14 protein-coding genes are annotated in these 20,557 nt (G+C 31.4%); 3 read left to right on the top strand and 11 right to left on the bottom strand.

The window, feature by feature from the left end; genetic code table 11:
* Positions 1-42: 42 nt before the first annotated feature.
* Complete coding sequence (locus tag J8L88_RS15085) at positions 43-1,188, bottom strand: serine hydrolase (RefSeq protein ID WP_211061149.1); 1,146 nt, start codon at positions 1,186-1,188, stop codon at positions 43-45.
* Positions 1,189-1,212: 24 nt separating this feature from the next.
* The gene (locus J8L88_RS15080; RefSeq protein ID WP_211061148.1) at positions 1,213-2,679 is read right to left on the bottom strand and encodes a M28 family peptidase; all 1,467 of its coding nucleotides are present in this window, start codon (positions 2,677-2,679) and stop codon (positions 1,213-1,215) included.
* A gap of 204 nt (positions 2,680-2,883) precedes the next feature.
* Between J8L88_RS15080 and J8L88_RS15075 the strand changes: the two genes are divergently transcribed.
* A complete protein-coding gene (locus tag J8L88_RS15075; protein WP_027392128.1) occupies positions 2,884-4,014 on the top strand; it encodes a VWA domain-containing protein in 1,131 nt (376 codons plus the stop codon).
* Positions 4,015-4,052: 38 nt separating this feature from the next.
* Positions 4,053-5,516, top strand: a complete 1,464-nt coding sequence (locus tag J8L88_RS15070; protein ID WP_027392127.1) for a hypothetical protein — start codon at positions 4,053-4,055, stop codon at positions 5,514-5,516.
* An 11-nt stretch (positions 5,517-5,527) separates the two neighbouring features.
* Here the strand turns inward: J8L88_RS15070 and J8L88_RS15065 are convergent, their stop codons facing one another.
* The 9 genes from J8L88_RS15065 to J8L88_RS15025 form a co-directional block, all read right to left on the bottom strand.
* The gene (locus J8L88_RS15065; RefSeq protein WP_211061147.1) at positions 5,528-6,349 is read right to left on the bottom strand and encodes a DUF1853 family protein; all 822 of its coding nucleotides are present in this window, start codon (positions 6,347-6,349) and stop codon (positions 5,528-5,530) included.
* A gap of 8 nt (positions 6,350-6,357) precedes the next feature.
* A complete protein-coding gene (locus tag J8L88_RS15060; protein WP_211061146.1) occupies positions 6,358-8,421 on the bottom strand; it encodes a response regulator in 2,064 nt (687 codons plus the stop codon).
* Between the two features lie 3 nt (positions 8,422-8,424).
* Positions 8,425-10,518 (bottom strand): response regulator, encoded by a 2,094-nt coding sequence (locus J8L88_RS15055; RefSeq protein WP_211061145.1) that lies wholly within the window; start codon positions 10,516-10,518, stop codon positions 8,425-8,427.
* Positions 10,519-10,648: 130 nt separating this feature from the next.
* Positions 10,649-11,665, bottom strand: coding sequence for a pirin family protein (locus J8L88_RS15050; protein WP_211061144.1), 1,017 nt, complete (start codon positions 11,663-11,665; stop codon positions 10,649-10,651).
* 58 nt (positions 11,666-11,723) lie between these two features.
* Positions 11,724-13,127, bottom strand: coding sequence for an amidohydrolase family protein (locus J8L88_RS15045; RefSeq protein ID WP_233557563.1), 1,404 nt, complete (start codon positions 13,125-13,127; stop codon positions 11,724-11,726).
* Positions 13,099-13,560: a DUF3291 domain-containing protein gene (locus J8L88_RS15040; RefSeq protein WP_118385502.1), complete on the bottom strand. Its 462-nt coding sequence runs from the start codon at positions 13,558-13,560 to the stop codon at positions 13,099-13,101. Before J8L88_RS15040 ends, J8L88_RS15045 begins: the two co-directional genes overlap by 29 nt.
* 30 nt (positions 13,561-13,590) lie before the next feature.
* Positions 13,591-16,887, bottom strand: coding sequence for an amidohydrolase family protein (locus J8L88_RS15035; RefSeq protein WP_211061143.1), 3,297 nt, complete (start codon positions 16,885-16,887; stop codon positions 13,591-13,593).
* A 115-nt stretch (positions 16,888-17,002) separates the two neighbouring features.
* Positions 17,003-17,581 (bottom strand): YdeI family protein, encoded by a 579-nt coding sequence (locus tag J8L88_RS15030; RefSeq protein WP_027392120.1) that lies wholly within the window; start codon positions 17,579-17,581, stop codon positions 17,003-17,005.
* A 117-nt stretch (positions 17,582-17,698) separates the two neighbouring features.
* Complete coding sequence (locus J8L88_RS15025) at positions 17,699-18,568, bottom strand: hypothetical protein (RefSeq protein ID WP_211061142.1); 870 nt, start codon at positions 18,566-18,568, stop codon at positions 17,699-17,701.
* 350 nt (positions 18,569-18,918) lie between these two features.
* Here J8L88_RS15025 and J8L88_RS15020 point away from each other — a divergent pair, with 350 nt between their 5' ends.
* A complete protein-coding gene (locus tag J8L88_RS15020; RefSeq protein ID WP_027392118.1) occupies positions 18,919-20,556 on the top strand; it encodes an ABC-F family ATP-binding cassette domain-containing protein in 1,638 nt (545 codons plus the stop codon).
* The last annotated feature ends 1 nt before the right edge of the window (position 20,557 follow it).

The following is a 20,557-nucleotide window of genomic DNA, read 5'->3' as shown; positions in this document are numbered from 1 at the left end:
ATTTTGAGAAATTGTTAAAGAAAAGTCGTTTTAGAAACGAAATTATTTACTTTTTTGTTTTTCTAAGTCATGGATCATTCTTCCTAATTGCGCTAGAAATGGAATTCCGATTTTATCATATTCATAATTATCATCGTTATAGATTTCATTTTCGTTTACATGTATTGTAGCCGATAATATAAATTCTACATTGTTTTTTGTGTCTTTAAAATATGCGCAATCGGTAAGATAACCATAAGCATATCCTACTTTATTGTAGATTTCTATATGTTTAGGAATATCTTTTTTTGTATCACCAAACATAAAAAACTTAACATATCCATCGTAGTATTCTTTTTTATCGTAGCCAGCTTCATATGGAAGTGTCTTCATCGCTTTAATTATAAAATCACGATCCCTTTCTGAGATTTTAAAACGTTCTTTTGGAGTAAATGTATCAGGAAATTGAATACGTTTCATTAGCCCGTGTAATGATCTTAACGGAAGATAATTTTTCTGTGAAAAATCTTTTGGAGTTGAGATTAGTGAATCATTAAGAATATAACCTTTACCTTTTAGTACATCTTTTAATGCTAATTCGGCACTAGGTAAATTTTCTATACCTGATTGTTTATATAATGGAATACTATCTTGTATGTTTTTTTTAAAAATTAATGATTGAGATTTAGTATTAGAAGCATTATTAGTCGATAACCGATGAGATATTCTACTATTGATATTTTTAGAGTTTAGCTTTTGATTGATATAATCTTGTCCAAGAAATTCAAATAATCGATTGTAGGCTTGATTATCACTTACTGCAAAAATTTTAATGATTTCTTTATCTATAGAGGAGTATGCAGAATCTTGTTCTGTAATAAAATTAGTTTCTTTAGAAATAGGGATATCATTTTTTTGTAACGTGTTTAATTTTTCTAAAGCAAGTAAAGCAATTGGGAATTTAACTGAGCTTGCTGGATAAAAATAGGTGCTATCTGAAACATTAAATTCGTAATCCGTAAATGTTACTTGACCTTTTTTATTTCGGTTGATTTGACTATATAAAATCTGAACTTCGTATTTCTCTATATTCTTACTTACGTTTGCTATTTGTGGTGTATCCGAGTTTAAGATTTTCTCTAAAGGATCTTGCTGACTACAGGATATCATAAGTAGACTTATAAAACTAATTAAAACAATTGATTTCATATGAACCGATTATAAAATGACAATTTATTTTTTGTTATATAATTTTATACCAGCATCATAGTATTTATCACCTTCTACCCAGAAAGGTGTTTTAGGGTTATTAGCAATATTTCGGCACGCCAACACATAGGATTGGAAGAATTTTAAAAGATAATCATAATCCAAGGTGTCGGGATTGTCGGTTACCTGATGATAATATTTTGTTATTTCTTCGTCAAAAGCTGTAAACCCCATACTAAATGTTGGAGCAGGAATTCCTTTAGCAGCAAAATGTACATTATCTGATCTATCGAATAACCCTTGTTCAGGAGCTGGATCATCAATTGCTTTGAGTCCAAAAGGAGTTGCAGCCTTCTTTATATCATCCGACGCAGTAGTTCGTTCTAGACCAACAATTGTGGCTATACTAGTATCATTATATCCACCATTATCACTATTAAAACAGTATACCATTTTATTTAAAGGAATCAAGGGGTTTTCTACATACCATTTGCTACCTAGTAACCCTTTTTCTTCTCCGGTAAACAATATAAATAAAGCTGACCTTTTAGTTGGATACTTAGCAATATTTTCCGCTGCAGACAATACTGTAACAGTTCCAACTGCATTATCTCTTGCTCCGTTATAAATAGAGTCATTATCGACAGCTTTCCCTATACCCACATGGTCATAATGAGCAGAATAAATAATGTATTCATCTTTAAGTTTTGGATCCGTTCCTTCAACCATTCCAACAACATTTTGAGTAGTTATGTTACCTTTCTTGATACCTTGAATATTAATTGATCCATTCACCTCATTTTTGTCTGTAAAGAATTTACTAATTTCTTCTTTTTGGTCATTTACCCATAAATAAGTGAAATTATTAGATGTGTCTTCTTCAGAAACATACATTTTTTCTCCATTAAAACTATGATCTAATTGAGACCAAGTTCTATTATCTATATTATTAAGCTCAATAATGCCAATGGCACCTTTTTCTTTTGCAATTTTGATTTTCTCTTGTGTTTTAGAAAAGGCAAATCTTAGGTTACTATTTTCTTTTGTTCCAGAATATGAAACAACTATTTTACCCTTTACATCTACATTAGCATAGTCTTTTTCGAAACCATAATTAACAAATGCCAATGAACCAGAATAGGATGTATTCGTTTTATTTATTGTTACGATTTTTGAAGTACTAAAATTTTTTATTTTCAATTCTGCTTTATCAAATTGAGATACTGAATTAAGTACGACTTTCTGAAGATAACTTTTATCTTCTGTAACGGGTTTTACTCCATAAGAACGTAGCATATTAGCTAGATATTGAGCAGCTATTTTATTCTCAGCAGTTCCAGTTTGTCTACCTTTTAGTTCATCAGATGCCAAAAAATAAATGTGCCCTTCAATTTCACTTTTTGAAATTGTAGTTTTTACTTTTTCGATATCATTTTGGCTATAATTTATAATTGGAAAAAGAAAGAGTAACAATAGGAATGAATTCTTCATAAACTGAGTAAGATGACTTTTGATTATTATAAGAATATATTCTTAAAAATATACTTGATGTCTCAAAGATAAGAATTGTTTAGTGTTTATTGTTTTTAGATAAAAGTGTCTTTAAGCCAGAACAATTCCAAAACATTTGTTAATTATCTATTATTAGCATTGAGTTCAGTATATATCTTTTACAAAATATGCTAAATTTATATAATGAAAGAGAAAAAGGGATTTTTAAAAAAAGGGTTCGCTTTTAAAAACTATGAAGCACCTGAGCAATCTCCATTTGATAAGCTTTTTGATATTTTTCAGGAGATTATTACTCACACTTCTGGCGACCTAGATGAGGCTTTGGATTGGATGAGAGAATTGGATAAAGAATACAAACTTACCACAGAAGAATACACATTAGATGATTTTATTGAGGATTTAAAGAAAAAAGGATATATCCGAGAGGAAATCAAACCTGATGGAAAAGGCGGAATGTCTATTACAGCTAAGACAGAAAGAGCAATTCGTAAAAGAGCATTAGATCAAATTTTTGGTAATTTAAAGCGTAGTGGATCAGGAAACCATAGAACTAAATATACAGGAAGAGGAGACGAACACGCCGGAGAATATAGGAATTATCAATATGGTGATGGATTAGAAAGAATATCAATTACAGAAAGTTTAAAAAATGCTCAGATTAACCATGGTATCGGAGATTTACACCTTACTGAGGATGATCTTGTTGTAGAAGAAACACAGTATAAGGCGCAGATGAGTACTGTATTGATGATTGATATCAGTCATAGTATGATATTGTATGGCGAGGATAGAATTACTCCTGCTAAAAAGGTGGCAATGGCATTAGCAGAACTTATTACGACAAGATACCCGAAAGATACCTTAGATATTTTGGTGTTTGGAAATGATGCTTGGCCAATTGCAATTAAAGATTTACCATATTTACAAGTTGGACCTTATCATACGAATACTGTTGCGGGATTGCAGTTGGCTATGGATATGTTAAGAAGAAAGCGTAATACAAATAAGCAAATTTTTATGATTACCGATGGGAAGCCTAGTTGTTTAAGAATGCCAGATGGACAGTATTATAAAAACAGTAATGGGTTGGATCGCAATATTGTGAATAAGTGTTATATGATGGCACAGCAAGCTAGAAAGTTACATATACCTATTACTACGTTTATGATCGCACAGGATCCTTATTTAATGCAGTTTGTAAGAGAGTTTACCCATGCGAATCAAGGTAAAGCTTTTTATACTGGTTTAAAAGGGCTTGGTGAGATGATTTTTGAAGACTACGAAGCGAATAGAAAAAAAAGAATTAAAGGATAAAAAAGATAATAAATAAAGAATATTTCGGAAAAGAAAATATGGATTTTAAAAATATAAAAACATTTGGTGAGCTAAAAGCATCGGGATATCATAGTAGAAGTATAAAAGACGAGCTTAGAGAAAATTTGAGAATTAAAATAGGTAATAATGAGGATACTTTTACAGGAATTCATGGATATGAGAATACTGTTATTCCGGAGTTAGAACGAGCAATATTATCTAGGCACAATATTAATTTATTAGGTTTGCGAGGTCAAGCAAAAACTCGTCTAGCAAGACAAATGATTAATTTGTTAGACGAATGGATTCCAGTTGTTACTGGATCAGAGATTAATGATGATCCGTTTAACCCGATATCAAGATATGCAGTTACATTGATTGAAGAAAAAGGTGATGACACACCTGTTTCTTGGATGCATAGAAATGATCGGTTTGCCGAAAAATTGGCTACTCCTGATGTTACGGTAGCAGATATTATTGGTGATGTAGATCCAATCAAAGCTGCAAATCTAAAGCTAAGTTATGCAGATGATAGAGTTATTCATTTTGGGATGATCCCAAGAGCCAATCGTTGTATTTTTGTAATTAATGAATTACCTGATTTACAAGCTCGTATTCAGGTGGCATTATTTAATATTTTACAAGAAGGAGATATCCAAATTAGAGGATTTAAACTTCGATTGCCGTTAGATATGCAGTTTGTATTTACTGCAAATCCAGAAGATTATACTAATAGAGGTAGTATTGTAACTCCTCTAAAAGATAGGATTGGTTCTCAGATACTAACGCATTATCCAGAAAGTATAGAGATTGCTAAAACAATTACTCAGCAAGAAGCAAAGTTAGATTCTAGACAAAGTACACTGGTCTATGTGCCTGATTTAGCCAAGGATTTATTAGAACAAATTAGTTTTCAGGCTAGAGAAAGTGAATTCATCGATGCTAAAAGTGGTGTAAGTGCTAGAATGAGTATTACTGCATACGAAAATTTATTAAGTACTGCAGAGTATAGAGCTCTTAAATCTGGAGACGAATACACTTTTTTAAGACTTAGTGATTTTATGGGCGTAGTTCCGGCAATAACAGGTAAAGTAGAGTTAGTATATGAAGGTGAGCAAGAAGGAGCAGCATCTGTAGCTCATACTTTAATCTCTGATTCTATTAAAACATTATTCGCCGATTTTTTTCCAAAAATTGAGAAGTTAGAAAGAGAGAGTGAGAGAAGCCCATATCAAGAGTTGATTGACTGGTTTTTTGAACAAAGCGGTTTTGAGCTTTTGGATGAAATTTCTGAAGAAGACTATAAGAAAAAATTAGATGAAATTATTCCGTTAAACAATCTCATTAAAAAGTATCAAGATGATATAGATGAAAAAGACAGCTATTTTATGAAAGAATTCTTGTTATGGGGGTTAGTGGAACATAAAAAATTAAGCAAATATCGACTGTCTGAAGGTTTTAGGTTTAAGGATTTATACGGTAGTTATATAAATGACTTATAATCATAAAATTATTACCACCAAACAATGAAACACTTGGTAAAAGAATCTTCATTACTTTTTATCCAAAGTAATGGAGATTTTTTTTTGATCAGTTGTATTTGAAGCTCTTCTAGTATTGCCATATAAGAGTTCCAAACTCTATTATGTTTTGGGTGTGTGACCCAATCTTTCTTCTCTGGGATGAAATACTGTCGAGAGCCATACTTATCTGATGTAAAATCTTTTTCATGTATCCAAAATCCTTGTATACAACTATTATTTAGATCAGTAAGTTTCTTGTTTAGATAGGATAGAGGAACAAATAAATTTCCAAAAAAACACACTTTTTGTAGTACTCTGTTTGGATCAATATTTAGTTCTCGAAGTTTTAATACAGTTTCAGAATGATAGAGTAGCGGTAATTGTTTTTCTTTTAATTTGGTTACTTTTTCTAATAAACTATCTTTTTGATTAGGACCAATCCATCTTTCTAAGATAATAGAACTTTTTTTAGGGTTGTATAGATAGAATTTATAAACCAATTCAATGTGTAAAATGTTTTTTTTACGTAAATCTTCTATTATAAAATCTAATTCTCCAATAGTTATCTTGTTTTTGAATATCTGCAGACCTTTTAATATCAATTTATAATCATTAGTACTATGGATGTAATGTTCAAAAAAGTGTTCAATTCTTTTTCCTAATACTTCATTAGGTGCAATGTTAATAGAAAACTCTTCGAAAGAATTACTATTTGAGTTGCGTAAATCAAACTGAGAAAGTTCAAAAAGACTGTTATCTTTCCATAATAGGTTGCTGTTTATAAAACCAGCATACTGATGTTCAAAAGACATTATTTATACTATTGTTTATTTCTAAATATAGAAATGTACTTATCTAATATTGGTCTCAATATTTTTTGATCTACTGGTTTAGCAAGAAAGTCATCACACCCTGCTGAAAATGCTTTTTCTATATCTTCTTCGGTGGAATATGCTGTTTGAGCTACAACTGGAAGATCTGGGCGCATTTTTTTTATGCGCTTTGTCGCATCATAACCATCCATAATAGGCATTTTGATATCCATCAAAACTAAATTAATCTTTTCGTTTCCTTCACATATTTCTACAGCTTCTTTTCCGTTTTTCGCACGGTAAATAACAAATTCGAAATCAATCATCTTAGTTAAAACTGTTTTTAAAAATAAGAAGTTGATTTCCCCATCTTCAGCAATTAGTATGACATGTTTTTCTGGAATTATTTCTCCTTTTTTTTTAGTAGCTAGTTCTGCGTTATTCTGCATTGGGGTATATGGAATTTTTAGTAAGAAGGAACTTCCTTCGTTTTCTTTACTTATAAAGGAAATATTTCCTCCGATTAAGTCGGTATATTGTTTAGCAATCGCTAGGCCCAACCCAAGACCTCCAAAATTTTTAGAGATTTCTTTTTCTGATTGTGAGAAACTCTTAAAAATAATATCTTGATCTTTTGGTTTTATTCCTATTCCGGTATCTTTTATGGATATAGCAACATAATCTTGTACAAGATAAGAAAAGATTATTATTGAACCAGTATGGGTGAATTTAATACCATTATCAATTAAGCCACTCAATATTTTATATAGTTTTGGTTGATCTGTAATAATTGTGCTTTTTTCTTTTGGAATTTTGTGATCTAACTCAATACTTAAGTTCTTTTCATTAGCTTTAGATGAATATTCGGAGATTAATTCTAGAAGTAATTCTTCCAAATTCGTTGGTGTAAATCTAATTTTACTTTGTTTAGTCTCTAATACAGAAATTTCCAAAATATTGTCAACGGAGTGAATTAAATCTTTACCACTCTCAATAATAATTTTAGTATACTCTTGCCTTTCTTCCTCTGTTATTGTTCCAGATTTCAATAATTCTGAAAAGCCCATAATCCCATTCATAGGAGTTCTAATTTCATGCGAGATATTCTGAATAAAATTAGTTTTAATTCTATTACTCTCTTCGGCCTTATCCTTAGCAATTTGAAGTTCTTTGGTCCTTTGTTTGATTTTAAACTTTAAATAAAAATGTACTAAAATAATACTTGCCAGAGCGGCGAAGAATGTAATTGATGAAATGATCCAAAACTTTGGTTTTTTGTAAAATGGTTTTACAACATCAAAAAGCCAATTGTCGAGTATTTCTTGTTTTTCTTCATCAGTAATAGTACGTGTGGCTTTAGCGATTATTTCGTTTAATATTTTATTGTCTTTAGTAACAGCTATGCTGGGGATGTAACTGTAATCAATTTCTGTAATAACTTTTAACCCAGTAATACCTTCAGACTTTATTAAATAATTGACCAATGCCTTTCCGCCAATATATGCATCCGCTTCTCCTGATTGTAATTTAAGTAAACAGGTAATATCATCAGGATAATTCTTAATATTTAAATCGGGATAATTTTGCTTAAGATAGTCGTCTATAGAGTACCCTTTTGGGACTGTAATCCTTTTATCTAGAAAATCATTAAGCTTTAATGTGCTATCGACCTCTTCTTTAACCACTAAAACGAAAGGAGTTTCGAAAAATTTAGTGTAAAAATTTAGATATTTTTCTCGTCCAGCAGTTTCCTGCATTTCCAATACGATATCAATTTTTTTATTTTGAGCATCTTCGATTAAGTTTGACCAATTTGTATAATATTTTTTTCGAAAACGATAACCAATTTTGTTTTCAATAAGACCGAAGTGATCTACTAAAATACCATCGATACTATCTTTTTTATTTATAAATTGATAAGGAGGATAGTACGCATATACTGCAACGGAAATAGTATCTTGTTGTAACAGCCACTCTCTTTCATTTTTGTCGAGAATATCTTGATTAGAACAAGATGTTATTCCGATAATTAAACAGAAGAAAACAAAAATATTAGTTATCTTTTTTAGCATATATTATGGAGTGTTAGAAGTCTTATTTCTACTTTTAAATAATGGGAAATACTTATTTAACATCGGTCTTAATATTTTTTTATCTACAGGCTTAGAAACAAAATCATCACATCCAGCATCCAAAGCTTTTTGTACATCGTCTTCTATGGAATAAGCAGTTTGAGCGATGATAGGCAAATTGGGTCTCATTTTTTTGATATAGGCGGTAGCATCATATCCATTCATAATCGGCATTTTAATATCCATAAGAACTAAATCAATATTCTCATTTTCTTCACAAATGGTTACAGCTTCTTGACCATTTTTTGCTCTATAGATTGTAAAATCATAATCGTTCATTTTGGTAAGAATTGTTTTAAGGAATAAAAAGTTAGTTTCACCATCTTCAGCGATTAATATGATATTCTTTTCTTTCTTAATGGAGTTTTTATCATCCGTCCTCTTTGTATTTGAACTATTCTTTTTGACTTGATTATATGGAACTTTTAATAAAAACGTGGTTCCTTCATGCTCCTTACTTATTACTGTAATTTGACCACCAATAAAATCAGCATTTTTTTTAGCAATAGTAAGTCCTAACCCTAATCCAATATTTTTTTCGATTAGATTTATAGAGTTTTTTGTTGGATCTAGGCTATTAATTATTTTATTTTTCTTTTTTTCTTCAATCCCAATACCAGAATCTTTAATAGAAATAGATAAAAAATCATCTATTATGGAGTACATAATATCAATAGATCCATTATCGGTATATTTAATTGCATTATCCATAAAAACGTTCAGAATCTTGTTTAGTTTTGGACGATCCATTAAAACTAAATTTTCTGAATTTGTAAGTTCACTTTTAATATTAATTTTAATATTTTTTTCTTCTGCTTTTACTTGATATTGAGAAGTTAATGTACGAAATACATCTCGAAGATCGATTTCGATTAGCCTAAGAGTAAATCTTTTAGTTTGTAATTGAGAAATTTCTAAAATGTTATCGATAATTGATAGTAATTCTTTACTATTTCCAATAATCATTTGTGTATATTTTTGTCGCTCTTTTGCACTTAAATTGTTATCATTTAAAAATTCTGAAAGTCCTATAATTCCATTCATAGGAGTTCTTATTTCTTGTGGAATATTATAGATAAAATTTGTTTTTAGGCGATTGCTTTCTTCAGCAATATCTTTTGCAATTATTAATTCTTCGGTTTTCTGTTTAATTTTATATTTTAAATACGCATTGAAAGAAGCTCCTAAAATGAACAATAATAATGTAATTAAGAATACCATTATCCAGAAAGTAGGAGTTTGATAAAAAGGGGTAACATTACTATAGTACCAATTATTTAAGATTGATTCTTTTTCTTCTTTTGTTATATTGGATAGTACTTTAGAAAAAATGTTATGTAGTGTTGTGTTAGTTTTATTAACGGCAAAACCGGGTTCATAATCTAAGTTAGTGTCCGAAGTTATTTCGATATCATTTAATTTCTTTATCCTTATATAATAATTAACCAAAGCTTTAGGTCCTATGTAAGCATCATAGACTCCAGAGTTTAATTTAATTAAACAGGTTTGTTCATCTTTTTCAGTTACAATATTAAAATTTGGATAAGTACGCTTTAAAATTTCTGTAATGGCATAATCTTCAGGTAATACAATAGTTTTATCCGTTAAACTATTAATGTTAATTCCAAAATTAGCATCCCTTCTAGTTACAATTACATGAGGGGACTTAAATAATGGGGCATAAAAGTTTAAATATGATTTTCTTTCCTTAGTTTCTTGGATTTCTAATATACATTGAACGGTATTGTTTTTTACATCGTGTATTAATTTGGGCCAATGATCATAACGTTTTTTTTGAAATTTGTAATCAATTTTCTGCTCAATCAGTTTTAAATAATCGATGAAAATACCATCAATTTCATTTTGTTCATTTACAAACTGATATGGCGGGTAATATGGATATATGGCAACAGTAATACTATCATTTTTCTCTAACCATTCTTTTTCTAAGTCATTGATAACTGTCTCTTTCGAACATGATAATGTAGATAAAAATAAAAGGAAGATTGGGAAGAAATACAGTACTTTTTTTAGCATATGAATTTACAGTTTAAATACTTAACTTTTTTCTTTCCCTTTAATAAAGATAGTATTTTAATAGTAGTTTTAAAAGGATACTACTTTTAAAACTATAGTTGTAAAGGTGTAAAGTATTGCTTTTGAGTATTTAAGAGTCTTTAATAATTTGACTTCCATCAGGATACAAGGCAAAACGTCCTTTAGACCTATTATGTACATGATCATAGCTAGGCCAAGGCCATTTACCAAATTGAGTTTGTTGGTATTCTATAATGGCTTCTCTAATTTCTTGCTGACTATTCATTACGAAAGGACCTTGTTTAACAACAGGTTCGTTAATTGGTTTTCCTTGAAGAAGTAAGAAATGAGATTCTTTATCACCATTTTTTATTGTTAGTTCTTTATTGGCGATAGTAACAAGTTCATGATTTACTGGGATTTTATATCCATCACTTTCAATTTCATTTCCTTTAAAAAAGAAAATAGAACGATTTATTCCTTCTGATGCCTTCTTAAATGTGTATTGGGCATTCGGTGCCATTTTTATAGTAGCTATTAAAACTTCGTTTTCTGAATTGGATGCCCAAGAATTCTGAGCTGGATCTGCAGCATTTTGATTTTCTATTTTTCCAGAAATTAAGGTTATTTCTGTTGTCCTTTCATGTTCATCAGCGATATTTAATTTGGGTATTTCTTCACTCCAAAGCATTTTAAAATGTGGGGCTACCATTTTTTTACTTTTAGGAAGATTAAGCCAAATTTGGAATAGTAAAAAGGGGTTTTCCTCTTCGGAATTTAATAGAGGGAACATTTCAGAATGTTGCACACCTCTACCAGCAGTCATCCATTGCACATCGCCATTACCGAAACGTCCAGCTGCTCCTAAAGAATCGGAGTGGTCAACGAGTCCTTTTTGCACAATTGTTATAGTTTCAAATCCGCGATGTGGGTGCGCAGGAAAACCAGGTACTTTACTACCGTGATACATTCTCCAACCATCTTTGATAATAAAATCTTGCCCAATATTTCTTCCTTCTAGAGAAGCATTTGGACCTAATTCTTCATTTCCTTTAGGGTATTGATCTTCATGATAAGCACAGAATAAAAATGGATCTGGAGTTTCCCAGGTAAATCCTAATGGTTTTATTTTTTTGATTGCATCCATAAATAGTTGTTTTTCTGGACCTAAAAAAAATCAGATATATTATTATAAGTTAATCAAGTTACATGTTTTTAGGATCATAAACTTTATTTCCTTTAATAACCTTATAAATATCTTTAGTATTCTTAATATTTTGTATCGGGTTACTATTAAGAATAACTAAATCAGAAACTTTTCCAATTTTAATTGTACCAGAAACTTCATTTTTTTTAAGATAATGAGATCCGTGATATGCTGAGGTCTGTATTGCTTCTAAAGGGGTTAAACCGGCTGATACCATTGCTTCTAGTTCTTTATGTAATGAAATTCCAGAATATGTGTAGGAGTTAAAAGCACCACTATCCGAACCTGCCAAAAGTTTTACATCAGCATCTTGCAGGGATTTAGTTAAACCTTTAAAAAAGGTATTTAATTCTTTTCTTGATTTTTTAGATTCATCAGATGCCGTTAATGCACGTTTGATTCTACCTTCATAGGTTTTAATAATTCCTTTCCCTATAATTTTTAGATAAGGATCATTACTATGATCTACTTCATCCAGATAACTTAGGATGTCTCCGATGTGTAATGTCGGAACAACATAAGTGTTCGCTTTCTTTAGATCTTTAAATGTTTGTTGAGCAATTGAATCATTATAACTTATGATTAAATCATCCATAGCATCCCAAAAACTTAATTCTTTACGAATAATGGCCTGAGTGATTTCGGATTCTTGAGAAGAGCACCCTTTTAAGACATAATATAAATGTTCAATTGCTCCGATACCAGAATTTACAGCTTCATTAAGCTCTACTGTAAACGGCATGTGACCTGAAGATATGATGCCTCTAGCCGAGGCTTGTTTTAATATTTCTAAATAATTTTCCCTAGAAATTCTGCTGTCGTATATTTTTACAAAATCTGAAGGGATTTTTTCTAAAGAATCCAATGCTTTGGTAATATCTTCTGATGATTCTATAGGTAAAGAACCTGCCCAAGTGGCATTTGATCCATCTAGCTTAGGACCAGAAGTATAGATAGTTGGTCCAACCAATGTGTTATCACTTATTTCTTTTCTCCATTTTAAAATTTCTAATGTTAAGTCTCCACCTGCATCTCTTACAGTTGTTATTCCATTAGCAATAAATAGAGGAAGTAAATTCCTGTTTTCTTCTACCAAAGAATCTCCTCCTCTAAGGTGAATATGATTATCCCAAAATCCAGGTAGAAGGTATTTATTCGTTCCGTCTACTTTGTTTTTTGCTCTATAGGTGTCAACACTATCTAATAACGTTATTTTTATTATTTTTCCATTATTGATAAATACAGTTTTAGTTGTAATATTTCCATTTTCAATCTCTACCAGATTTATATTAGAAATTACAATATCGTAATGTTTTTTTTCCTTTTTAGAGCAACTTAAAGTGCTTAGAAGTGTAATTACACATAAGGCTATTTTATAGTTTTTGATAATTGATAGCATCATCTTTTGTGAATTTACTTTTAAATGAGAATGCATACGGAGTTTCTCCGTGCTCTTGTAAATAGTATAGTCTTTCTTTAGCTTCTTCTGGAGAAGGCTCGTGACCATTTTCTATGTACCAAAATGCCATATGCATTCTAGGCATTTTATGAAACCACTCTTTTTTCCTTTTTAATATTGCTACATGATCTGATTTATACGTAAAGCTAAATAGTGCGTCCATGCTTTCCCAAACGGACATATTGATGATCAAAAAAAGATTGTCAAAAACTGTTAATGCAGTCGCATTTCCTTCGTCACCCTTTAGCCTCCATACAAAACCATCACTTTGTTCGGCTAATTCATTGATGCGATCTAAATTATTTACAAAATCAGCCATAATAGGATCATTAATAGGGGCTAACATTTCAGCAATATTTACCTGTGCTAATTGCATATTTTTTGTTTTTGATTGTCTATTTTCTTTTTAATTATGACCTAGATGACACCCGCAACCTGGTTTCATAAAACTCTGAGCCGTTTCGTGCCAAGGAAAAGCTTTGTTAGATTTAGAATTTTCCCACCAAAATTTCGTTCTTTCTTTTGTTGTATTTCCAATTTCATTCATGGTTTCTGTGTCATATAATCTTCCATTAACCATAGTATATTTTACTGTTTCTGTATTTCGAATATTTTCTAAAGGGTTTTTATCTAGAACGATTAAATCCGCTAGTTTTCCTTCTTTAAGCGATCCTATATCATTACCTGCACCGATATAATTAGCACCATTTATGGTTGCAGCTTGCAATGCTTGCATATTGGTCATACCACCTTGTTGAAGCATCCATAGTTCCCAATGAGCTCCAAGACCTTGTAATTGACCGTGAGCTCCTAAATTAACTTTGACACCTTCATTGGTCAATTTTGTCGCAGTTTTAGAAACCAAAATATGTCCATTTTCATATTCTTCATCGGGAACCATTGTTCTATGACGAGATCTAGCATCTACGATAGATCTTGGTGTGTATTTTAATAATTTTTCATTTTCCCAAATATTACCTTTTTGGTAGAAGAAATATTCTCCATTCATTCCTCCGTAGTTTACAATTAATGTGGGTGTATATCCAGTTTTACTAGTTTTCCATAATTCATATACATCCTTATAAACTGGCGCTACTGGTATATTATGCTCTACACCTGTATGTCCATCCATGATCATACTCATATTGTGGTAAAAAGTAGAACCTCCTTCGGGAACGACATTAATTTCTAATTCACGAGCGGCTTGCATAACCTGCTGCCTCTGATCCCTTCTAGGTTGATTATAACTTTTTACGGATTTAGCTCCAAAAGCTTTTGTTCGACGAATGGAAGATCTGGCATCTTCGAGATTATTTACAACTGCTTTAAAATCCCCGTCCGCACCATATAATATAAAACCAGTAGAGTAGAGTCTAGGTCCCACCATTTTTCCACTTTTTAGTAGTTCCGAAATACTGAAAACAGTTTCCGTATTTGCAGAAGGGTCATGAGCAGTTGTTACCCCAAAAGCTAAATTAGCATATAGTTGCCAATGCTTCTGCGTTGTTAATCCATACCTAAATGCTCCAACGTGTGCGTGTGCATCTACGATACCAGGCATAATTGTTTTTCCTCTAACGTCGAATACTTTTGCATTTTGTGGAATGCTAATATTACTTGTTTTTCCAATCTTTTCTATCGTATTTCCATTTATGATAATAGTTCCTTCCTCAATTACATTGTCACCTTCCATAGTGATGATATGTGCATTAGTGAAGGCAATTTTTCCGGTTGGAGCATCTGTTTTTGTAATTAAACCAATAGGAGTCCCATTGCTGGTTATTTCTCCTACTTTTTTTGGAGAGTTTGGTAAGAAGATAAACCTATCTTTAATATTATTTGAAAAATATTCATCTCCTAGTGTCCAGAATATTTGTTTACTGTCTTTAGACCAATGTAAGTTGATACCAGCGTCTTTAGAAATTTGTGACACGGGTACTAAGGTTGATTTATTGTCTAAGTCAATTGTTTTTCCATTAATAATTAGAGGAGCTATATAGGCTTTATGCAAATGTGTAAATGCGATCCATTTATTATCAGGACTCGGAACTAATCGGTTGGCGTATTTTGATTTTATATGCGATTTTTTATCTTGTCCATTAAGATCTACTGATTTCAATTCTTTCGTTAGACTTCCAAAGTAAGTTCCTCCTGTTTGATAGAAAATACGTTTTCCATCTTTCGTAAAAGTTGGATATTCTCCTTCTCTTAAAACCAATTTCGAATTACTTCCGGAAGAAGACATGGTATAAATACCAGTTTTTTTACTAAAACTTCTTCCTTGGTCATTATTTCCTCCTTCTTTTCGATATGTAATTAAACTACCAGAAGGGTTATATGAAGGAGTTCTGTAGATACCTTTTCCGGATGTTAGTTTTATAGGAGTTCCTCCAGTAATTGGAATTTTACAAATAGCACCTAATGTTTCATCATTCCAGGTTACAAATACTATGTTTCTACCATCAGGAGAAAAACTTGGCTCGAACTCAAAATCAGTATTCTGCGTTGTTAATCGCTGTGGTTTTCCTTTAGGTAATTTTTTACTCCATAGATGCCCCAAAGCACTAAATATTAATGTTTTTTTATCAGGAGAGGTAACAGCATGACGAATAACTTTAGCGGTAAATTCTTTTGGAGATACTGGGGAATTAAAATGTACAGTTTCAGCTATTTTTAGAGTAGCATCTACAGTAAAAGGGATATTAGTTACATTAGAGTTCTCCATATTTATTTTATGAATTTTTCCTGCTGACCAAAATATAATCTCTTGGTTATTTGGCATCCAACTAAAATTGGGGTAAACCCCAAAAATTGCCCAAGCTTCTTGTTGATCTTTATTTAATTGATCATAAATGGGCCATTCTTCACCAGTTTCTAAATCATGGATATATAATACTGTCTTAGTTCGTACTCGTTTTACAAATGCTAGTTTTTTTCCATCTCTTGAAATTTGTGGTCTTGCAGCTCCTCCAGGACCACCAGTTATTCTTGTGGTTTTTCCAGTTTCAAAATCGTATCGTTTGATTACATAAATCTGTTTATTTGGATCCTTGTTGTATTGAAAAAAACCGCCAGGATAAACGTCTTCACTATAGTACATATATTTTCCATCAGATGAAATACTAGGTTCGTTTACGTCTTGTTGATCATTCTTTCTTTTCGTTAGTTGTACTCCAGATCCTCCCGTAATATGATATTGCCACATTTCTCCAGCTCCTAAAGACCGTTGTGATGTAAAGTGTTTTCTAGCAACGATATAATTACCATCTGGCATCCAATAGGCATTATTTAGTAATCGGAATTTTTCTTTAGTTATTTGCTTGGGATTGCTTCCATCCAAATTCATTGTCCAAATATTATCTCCACCACCTGCATCACTAGTAAAAGATATTTTTGATCCATCTGGACTAAAACGAGGCTGTACTTCAAAAGGAATTCCTGTACGTAAGGTTTTGGCTTTTCCTCCCGTTATAGGAATGCTATAAATATCTCCCATAAGGTCAAAAACAATAGTTTTTCCGTCGGGACTTACATCTAGATTCATCCAGGTACCCTCATCAGTCGTAAAACTATGATCTTTATAATTAAACTGACCATTAGGATTAGAAACATCCCATTTATCTTCTTTTTTGTCTTTTTGTGCTTGGGTATTAAATATTAGAAACAGCCCTAAGAATAGGGTAGTTATGATGTGTTTGTGCATGGTATTTGATTTATCTGAATCGAAAATAATGAATTAGACAACAAAATGTCTTAAAGTGTTGTTAATGGAATGTAGGGAATCATGGGATCAAAAGTGGTATTTCTTAGTATTTGGTTTATCTACCACCATCTCTAGTTTTGATATTAGCTTTACAAAATTTGATAATTTCCAAAATCCTTTTATCTCTAGTTTCTTGACGTTTGGCTTGATTTAGCCAGTAAAGGTAACTTTTTCGATAACTTCGGGCAAAGTTAGAATAGTTGGTGTATGCTATTTTATTAGTATTAAATGCTTTTTGTAAATCCTCTGGGATGACTCCATTTTCTACATTATCTAATGCTGTCCAAGATCCATTTTCTTTTGCAATACTAATAGATTTTAGACCACTATCCTGCATTAAATTGTTTTTGATCAATTCCATGATATATGTTTTGTTTACTTTACTCCAAACACTTTTAGGTTTTCTAGGACAGAAATACTGTCTTCTTTTTTCATTATCGAGTTTTTTTACCGTAGAATCAATCCATCCATAGCAGAGTGCTACTTTTACAGCTTCTTCCCAACGCATACTTGGTTGTTTGCTTTCTACTTTATAAAAAATCAAATATATTCCTTCAGAACTTGTATGATTTTCATGAAGCCAACGACGCCATTCTTGATCATTTTTAAAGTATAGTTCTGGTTTGGTAATCATGAGATTGGTAGGGTTTTAATTTTAAACGGAAAGTTACTAATTTTAGTGAAATAAAAGACCCATTATACATTAACATAAATGTACAATGGGTTTCACTATTTTGTGTAATATGTTCGTCTAATAGAATCTAGTGTAGGCTCTAAAAGACCCACTACTAGTTGGTCGTGTTCTTTTTACTTGTCTCTCAGTATTTGTAGAAGTATAGTAATAGTAATACCAGTATCCATTCGGTAAGTCTACCTGATATTTTAATACCCATTTCCAATCGCTAAAAGGCCAAGAAGCTGTGTTTTCCCAAGCATAAAATTGTAATCTGGTTAATCCACAAACTACGTTAGTACGCGTATACGTATCATCTAATTCTTTCCAATCACCACCATAATAAGAATTACGTGTTAATGAAGTCCATAATCCATTATCGCAGAAGCGTATATCTGTTGGTGTTGATACAACAGGAACTCCACCGCAATAAATATTTCTAAAATCAGTAGCTCCTATATCATAGCAAGCTTTTTGGTCTATAGCTTCTGCGTAATTTGGATCTTTGATCTCTAATAAAGCACCATTTTTTTTAATATTTCTACCAGATTGTTCTAATTCTAAACCTTTCGCTGTTTTTGCTACGCGTTCTGGTACGGACACAGAATTAGATGTCAATGCAATAAAAAGATTAAAAGGAGATTGTTCTATGCTATGCAGACTTTCTTCAGCATTTTTAGAAGCATTTCCGTATAATGTCTCTGCTACAATCATTTCATCTTCATCACCTAATGCAATAAAATGATATTCGTGCCCATCTTTTTGAATTTTTGCTACCTCATAAGAAGTTTCACTTAATTCATCTAAGTATGCAGCATTTTTGGTAGGAGTTTCCTGTAACTCCTGTAATTGTTCATCTTGTAACTCATCTTCTTTGTTTTCACAAGCTACAAACACAATACCAAAGGTACATGCAATGGCAAGTGTTTTAAAAATTGATTTTTTCATAATTATTGGTTTTAAGAGTATTTAATTAATGAAAGGCTTCCGGAATTGTCTTTCTGAAAACAAAATTAGTATGTAAGTGGTTGTTTTAAAATGAGTAAATAGCTATTTATGAGTAGTTGTTACCCCGATATTTTTAGGGTTATTTTCCCTTGTTGGCCGGTGGTTTATAGTTAGATTTCCATTAATATTAATTAATATGCCTAATTATTAAGGTTATATGGATTTCTATAGTTCTATCTTTTTTTTCAATTTGTAATAATGATAAAGTAGGTAGTAGAAATTGATATTCATATAATTTCTTTGTAGTGACCTGCTTTTTTATAGTTTTGCACCTTTAAAAATATGATAATATGATTTCTGTTGATGGAATTGCTGTAGAGTTTAGTGGTGAGACATTATTTAGTAATGTTTCTTTTGTGATTAATGAAAATGATAAGATTGCCCTAATGGGTAAAAATGGAGCAGGTAAATCTACTATGATGAAGATTATTGCAGGTGTACAGAAAGCTACCAGAGGAAATGTACGTTGTCCCAAAGAAGCTGTGATAGCTTATTTACCACAGCATTTGTTAACAGATGATGATTGTACAGTGTTTGAAGAAGCGTCTAAAGCGTTTGGTCAAATTCATGATATGCAGCATCAAATGGATCAATTGAACAAAGAATTAGAAACTCGTACAGATTATGATTCGGATGAATATATGGGAATCATCCAAAAAGTTACAGATCTTGGAGAAAAATTTTATGCAATAGAAGAGGTAAATTATGATGCAGAAGTAGAAAAGGCATTACAAGGACTAGGTTTTAGGAGAGAAGATTTTACAAGGCCAACTAGTGAATTTAGCGGCGGATGGAGAATGCGAATTGAGCTTGCTAAAATATTATTGCAAAAACCAGATCTTATATTATTAGATGAACCTACGAATCACGTGGATATAGAATCTGTGATATGGTTAGAAGATTTCTTACTCAATAAGGCGAAGGCAGTTATTGTGATTTCTCATGATAAGGCATTTATAGATAATATAACCAATAGAACAATAGAGGTTACTATGGGAAGAATCTATGATTATAAGGCTAATTATACGCATTATCTTCAGTTAAGAGAAGAAAGACGTTCTCACCAATTAAAGGCATATCAGGAACAACAAAAATTTATAGCTGATACAAAACAATTTATAGAAAGGTTTAAAGGAACGTATTCTAAAACAAATCAGGTAAATTCTAGAGAACGTATGCTGGAGAAACTTGATATTATAGAAATAGATGAAATAGACACTTCTTCATTGAAACTAAGATTTCCACCATCTGCACGTTCTGGAGACTATCCTGTTATAGCTAAAGAACTATCCAAGAAATATGATGATCATGTAGTTTTTAAAGATGCCAGTATGTCTATTGCGAGAGGAGAAAAAGTTTCTTTCGTAGGTAGAAATGGTGAAGGAAAATCTACTATGATCAAAGCAATTATGGGAGAAATTGATTTTGAAGGTCAATGTGATCTAGGACATAATGCTAAAGTTGGATATTTTGCTCAAAACCAGGCATCATTATTGGATCCAAATCTTACTGTTTTTCAGACTGTCGATGAAGTTGCAAAAGGAGATGTAAGAACACAAATTAAGAATATATTAGGTCAGTTTATGTTTAGTGGCGATCATATTGATAAAAAGGTGGGTGTACTCTCTGGAGGAGAAAGAACTAGATTGGCAATGGTTAAGTTACTTTTAGAACCTGTAAATGTTCTTATTTTAGATGAGCCAACGAATCATTTAGATATACGATCCAAAGATGTTCTTAAGGAAGCACTGTTAAATTTTGATGGGACATTGATATTGGTGTCGCATGATCGAGATTTTTTAAGAGGATTATCTAATAAGGTGTTTGAGTTTAAAAATAAAAGAGTAATTGAGCATTTCGAAACTATTGATGCTTTCTTAGAAAGAAATAGAATGGAGAGTTTAAAAGAAATAGATTTAAAAGCATAAC

The sequence above is a fragment of the Aquimarina sp. MMG015 genome, assembly GCF_018100855.1.
Lineage (GTDB): Bacteria > Bacteroidota > Bacteroidia > Flavobacteriales > Flavobacteriaceae > Aquimarina > Aquimarina latercula.
Note: the sequence above shows the minus strand (reverse complement) of the source record. Positions and strands in the feature narration are given on the sequence as shown.

Excerpts from the sequence above, each read along its gene's own strand:
- J8L88_RS15085 (WP_211061149.1), bottom strand. The coding sequence starts at position 1,188 with ATGAAATCAATTGTTTTAATTAGTTTTATAAGTCTACTTATGATATCC.
- J8L88_RS15080 (WP_211061148.1), bottom strand. The coding sequence starts at position 2,679 with ATGAAGAATTCATTCCTATTGTTACTCTTTCTTTTTCCAATTATAAAT.
- J8L88_RS15075 (WP_027392128.1), top strand. The coding sequence starts at position 2,884 with ATGAAAGAGAAAAAGGGATTTTTAAAAAAAGGGTTCGCTTTTAAAAAC.
- J8L88_RS15070 (WP_027392127.1), top strand. The coding sequence starts at position 4,053 with ATGGATTTTAAAAATATAAAAACATTTGGTGAGCTAAAAGCATCGGGA.
- J8L88_RS15065 (WP_211061147.1), bottom strand. The coding sequence starts at position 6,349 with ATGTCTTTTGAACATCAGTATGCTGGTTTTATAAACAGCAACCTATTA.
- J8L88_RS15060 (WP_211061146.1), bottom strand. The coding sequence starts at position 8,421 with ATGCTAAAAAAGATAACTAATATTTTTGTTTTCTTCTGTTTAATTATC.
- J8L88_RS15055 (WP_211061145.1), bottom strand. The coding sequence starts at position 10,518 with ATGCTAAAAAAAGTACTGTATTTCTTCCCAATCTTCCTTTTATTTTTA.
- J8L88_RS15050 (WP_211061144.1), bottom strand. The coding sequence starts at position 11,665 with ATGGATGCAATCAAAAAAATAAAACCATTAGGATTTACCTGGGAAACT.
- J8L88_RS15045 (WP_233557563.1), bottom strand. The coding sequence starts at position 13,127 with ATGATGCTATCAATTATCAAAAACTATAAAATAGCCTTATGTGTAATT.
- J8L88_RS15040 (WP_118385502.1), bottom strand. The coding sequence starts at position 13,560 with ATGCAATTAGCACAGGTAAATATTGCTGAAATGTTAGCCCCTATTAAT.
- J8L88_RS15035 (WP_211061143.1), bottom strand. The coding sequence starts at position 16,887 with ATGCACAAACACATCATAACTACCCTATTCTTAGGGCTGTTTCTAATA.
- J8L88_RS15030 (WP_027392120.1), bottom strand. The coding sequence starts at position 17,581 with ATGATTACCAAACCAGAACTATACTTTAAAAATGATCAAGAATGGCGT.
- J8L88_RS15025 (WP_211061142.1), bottom strand. The coding sequence starts at position 18,568 with ATGAAAAAATCAATTTTTAAAACACTTGCCATTGCATGTACCTTTGGT.
- J8L88_RS15020 (WP_027392118.1), top strand. The coding sequence starts at position 18,919 with ATGATTTCTGTTGATGGAATTGCTGTAGAGTTTAGTGGTGAGACATTA.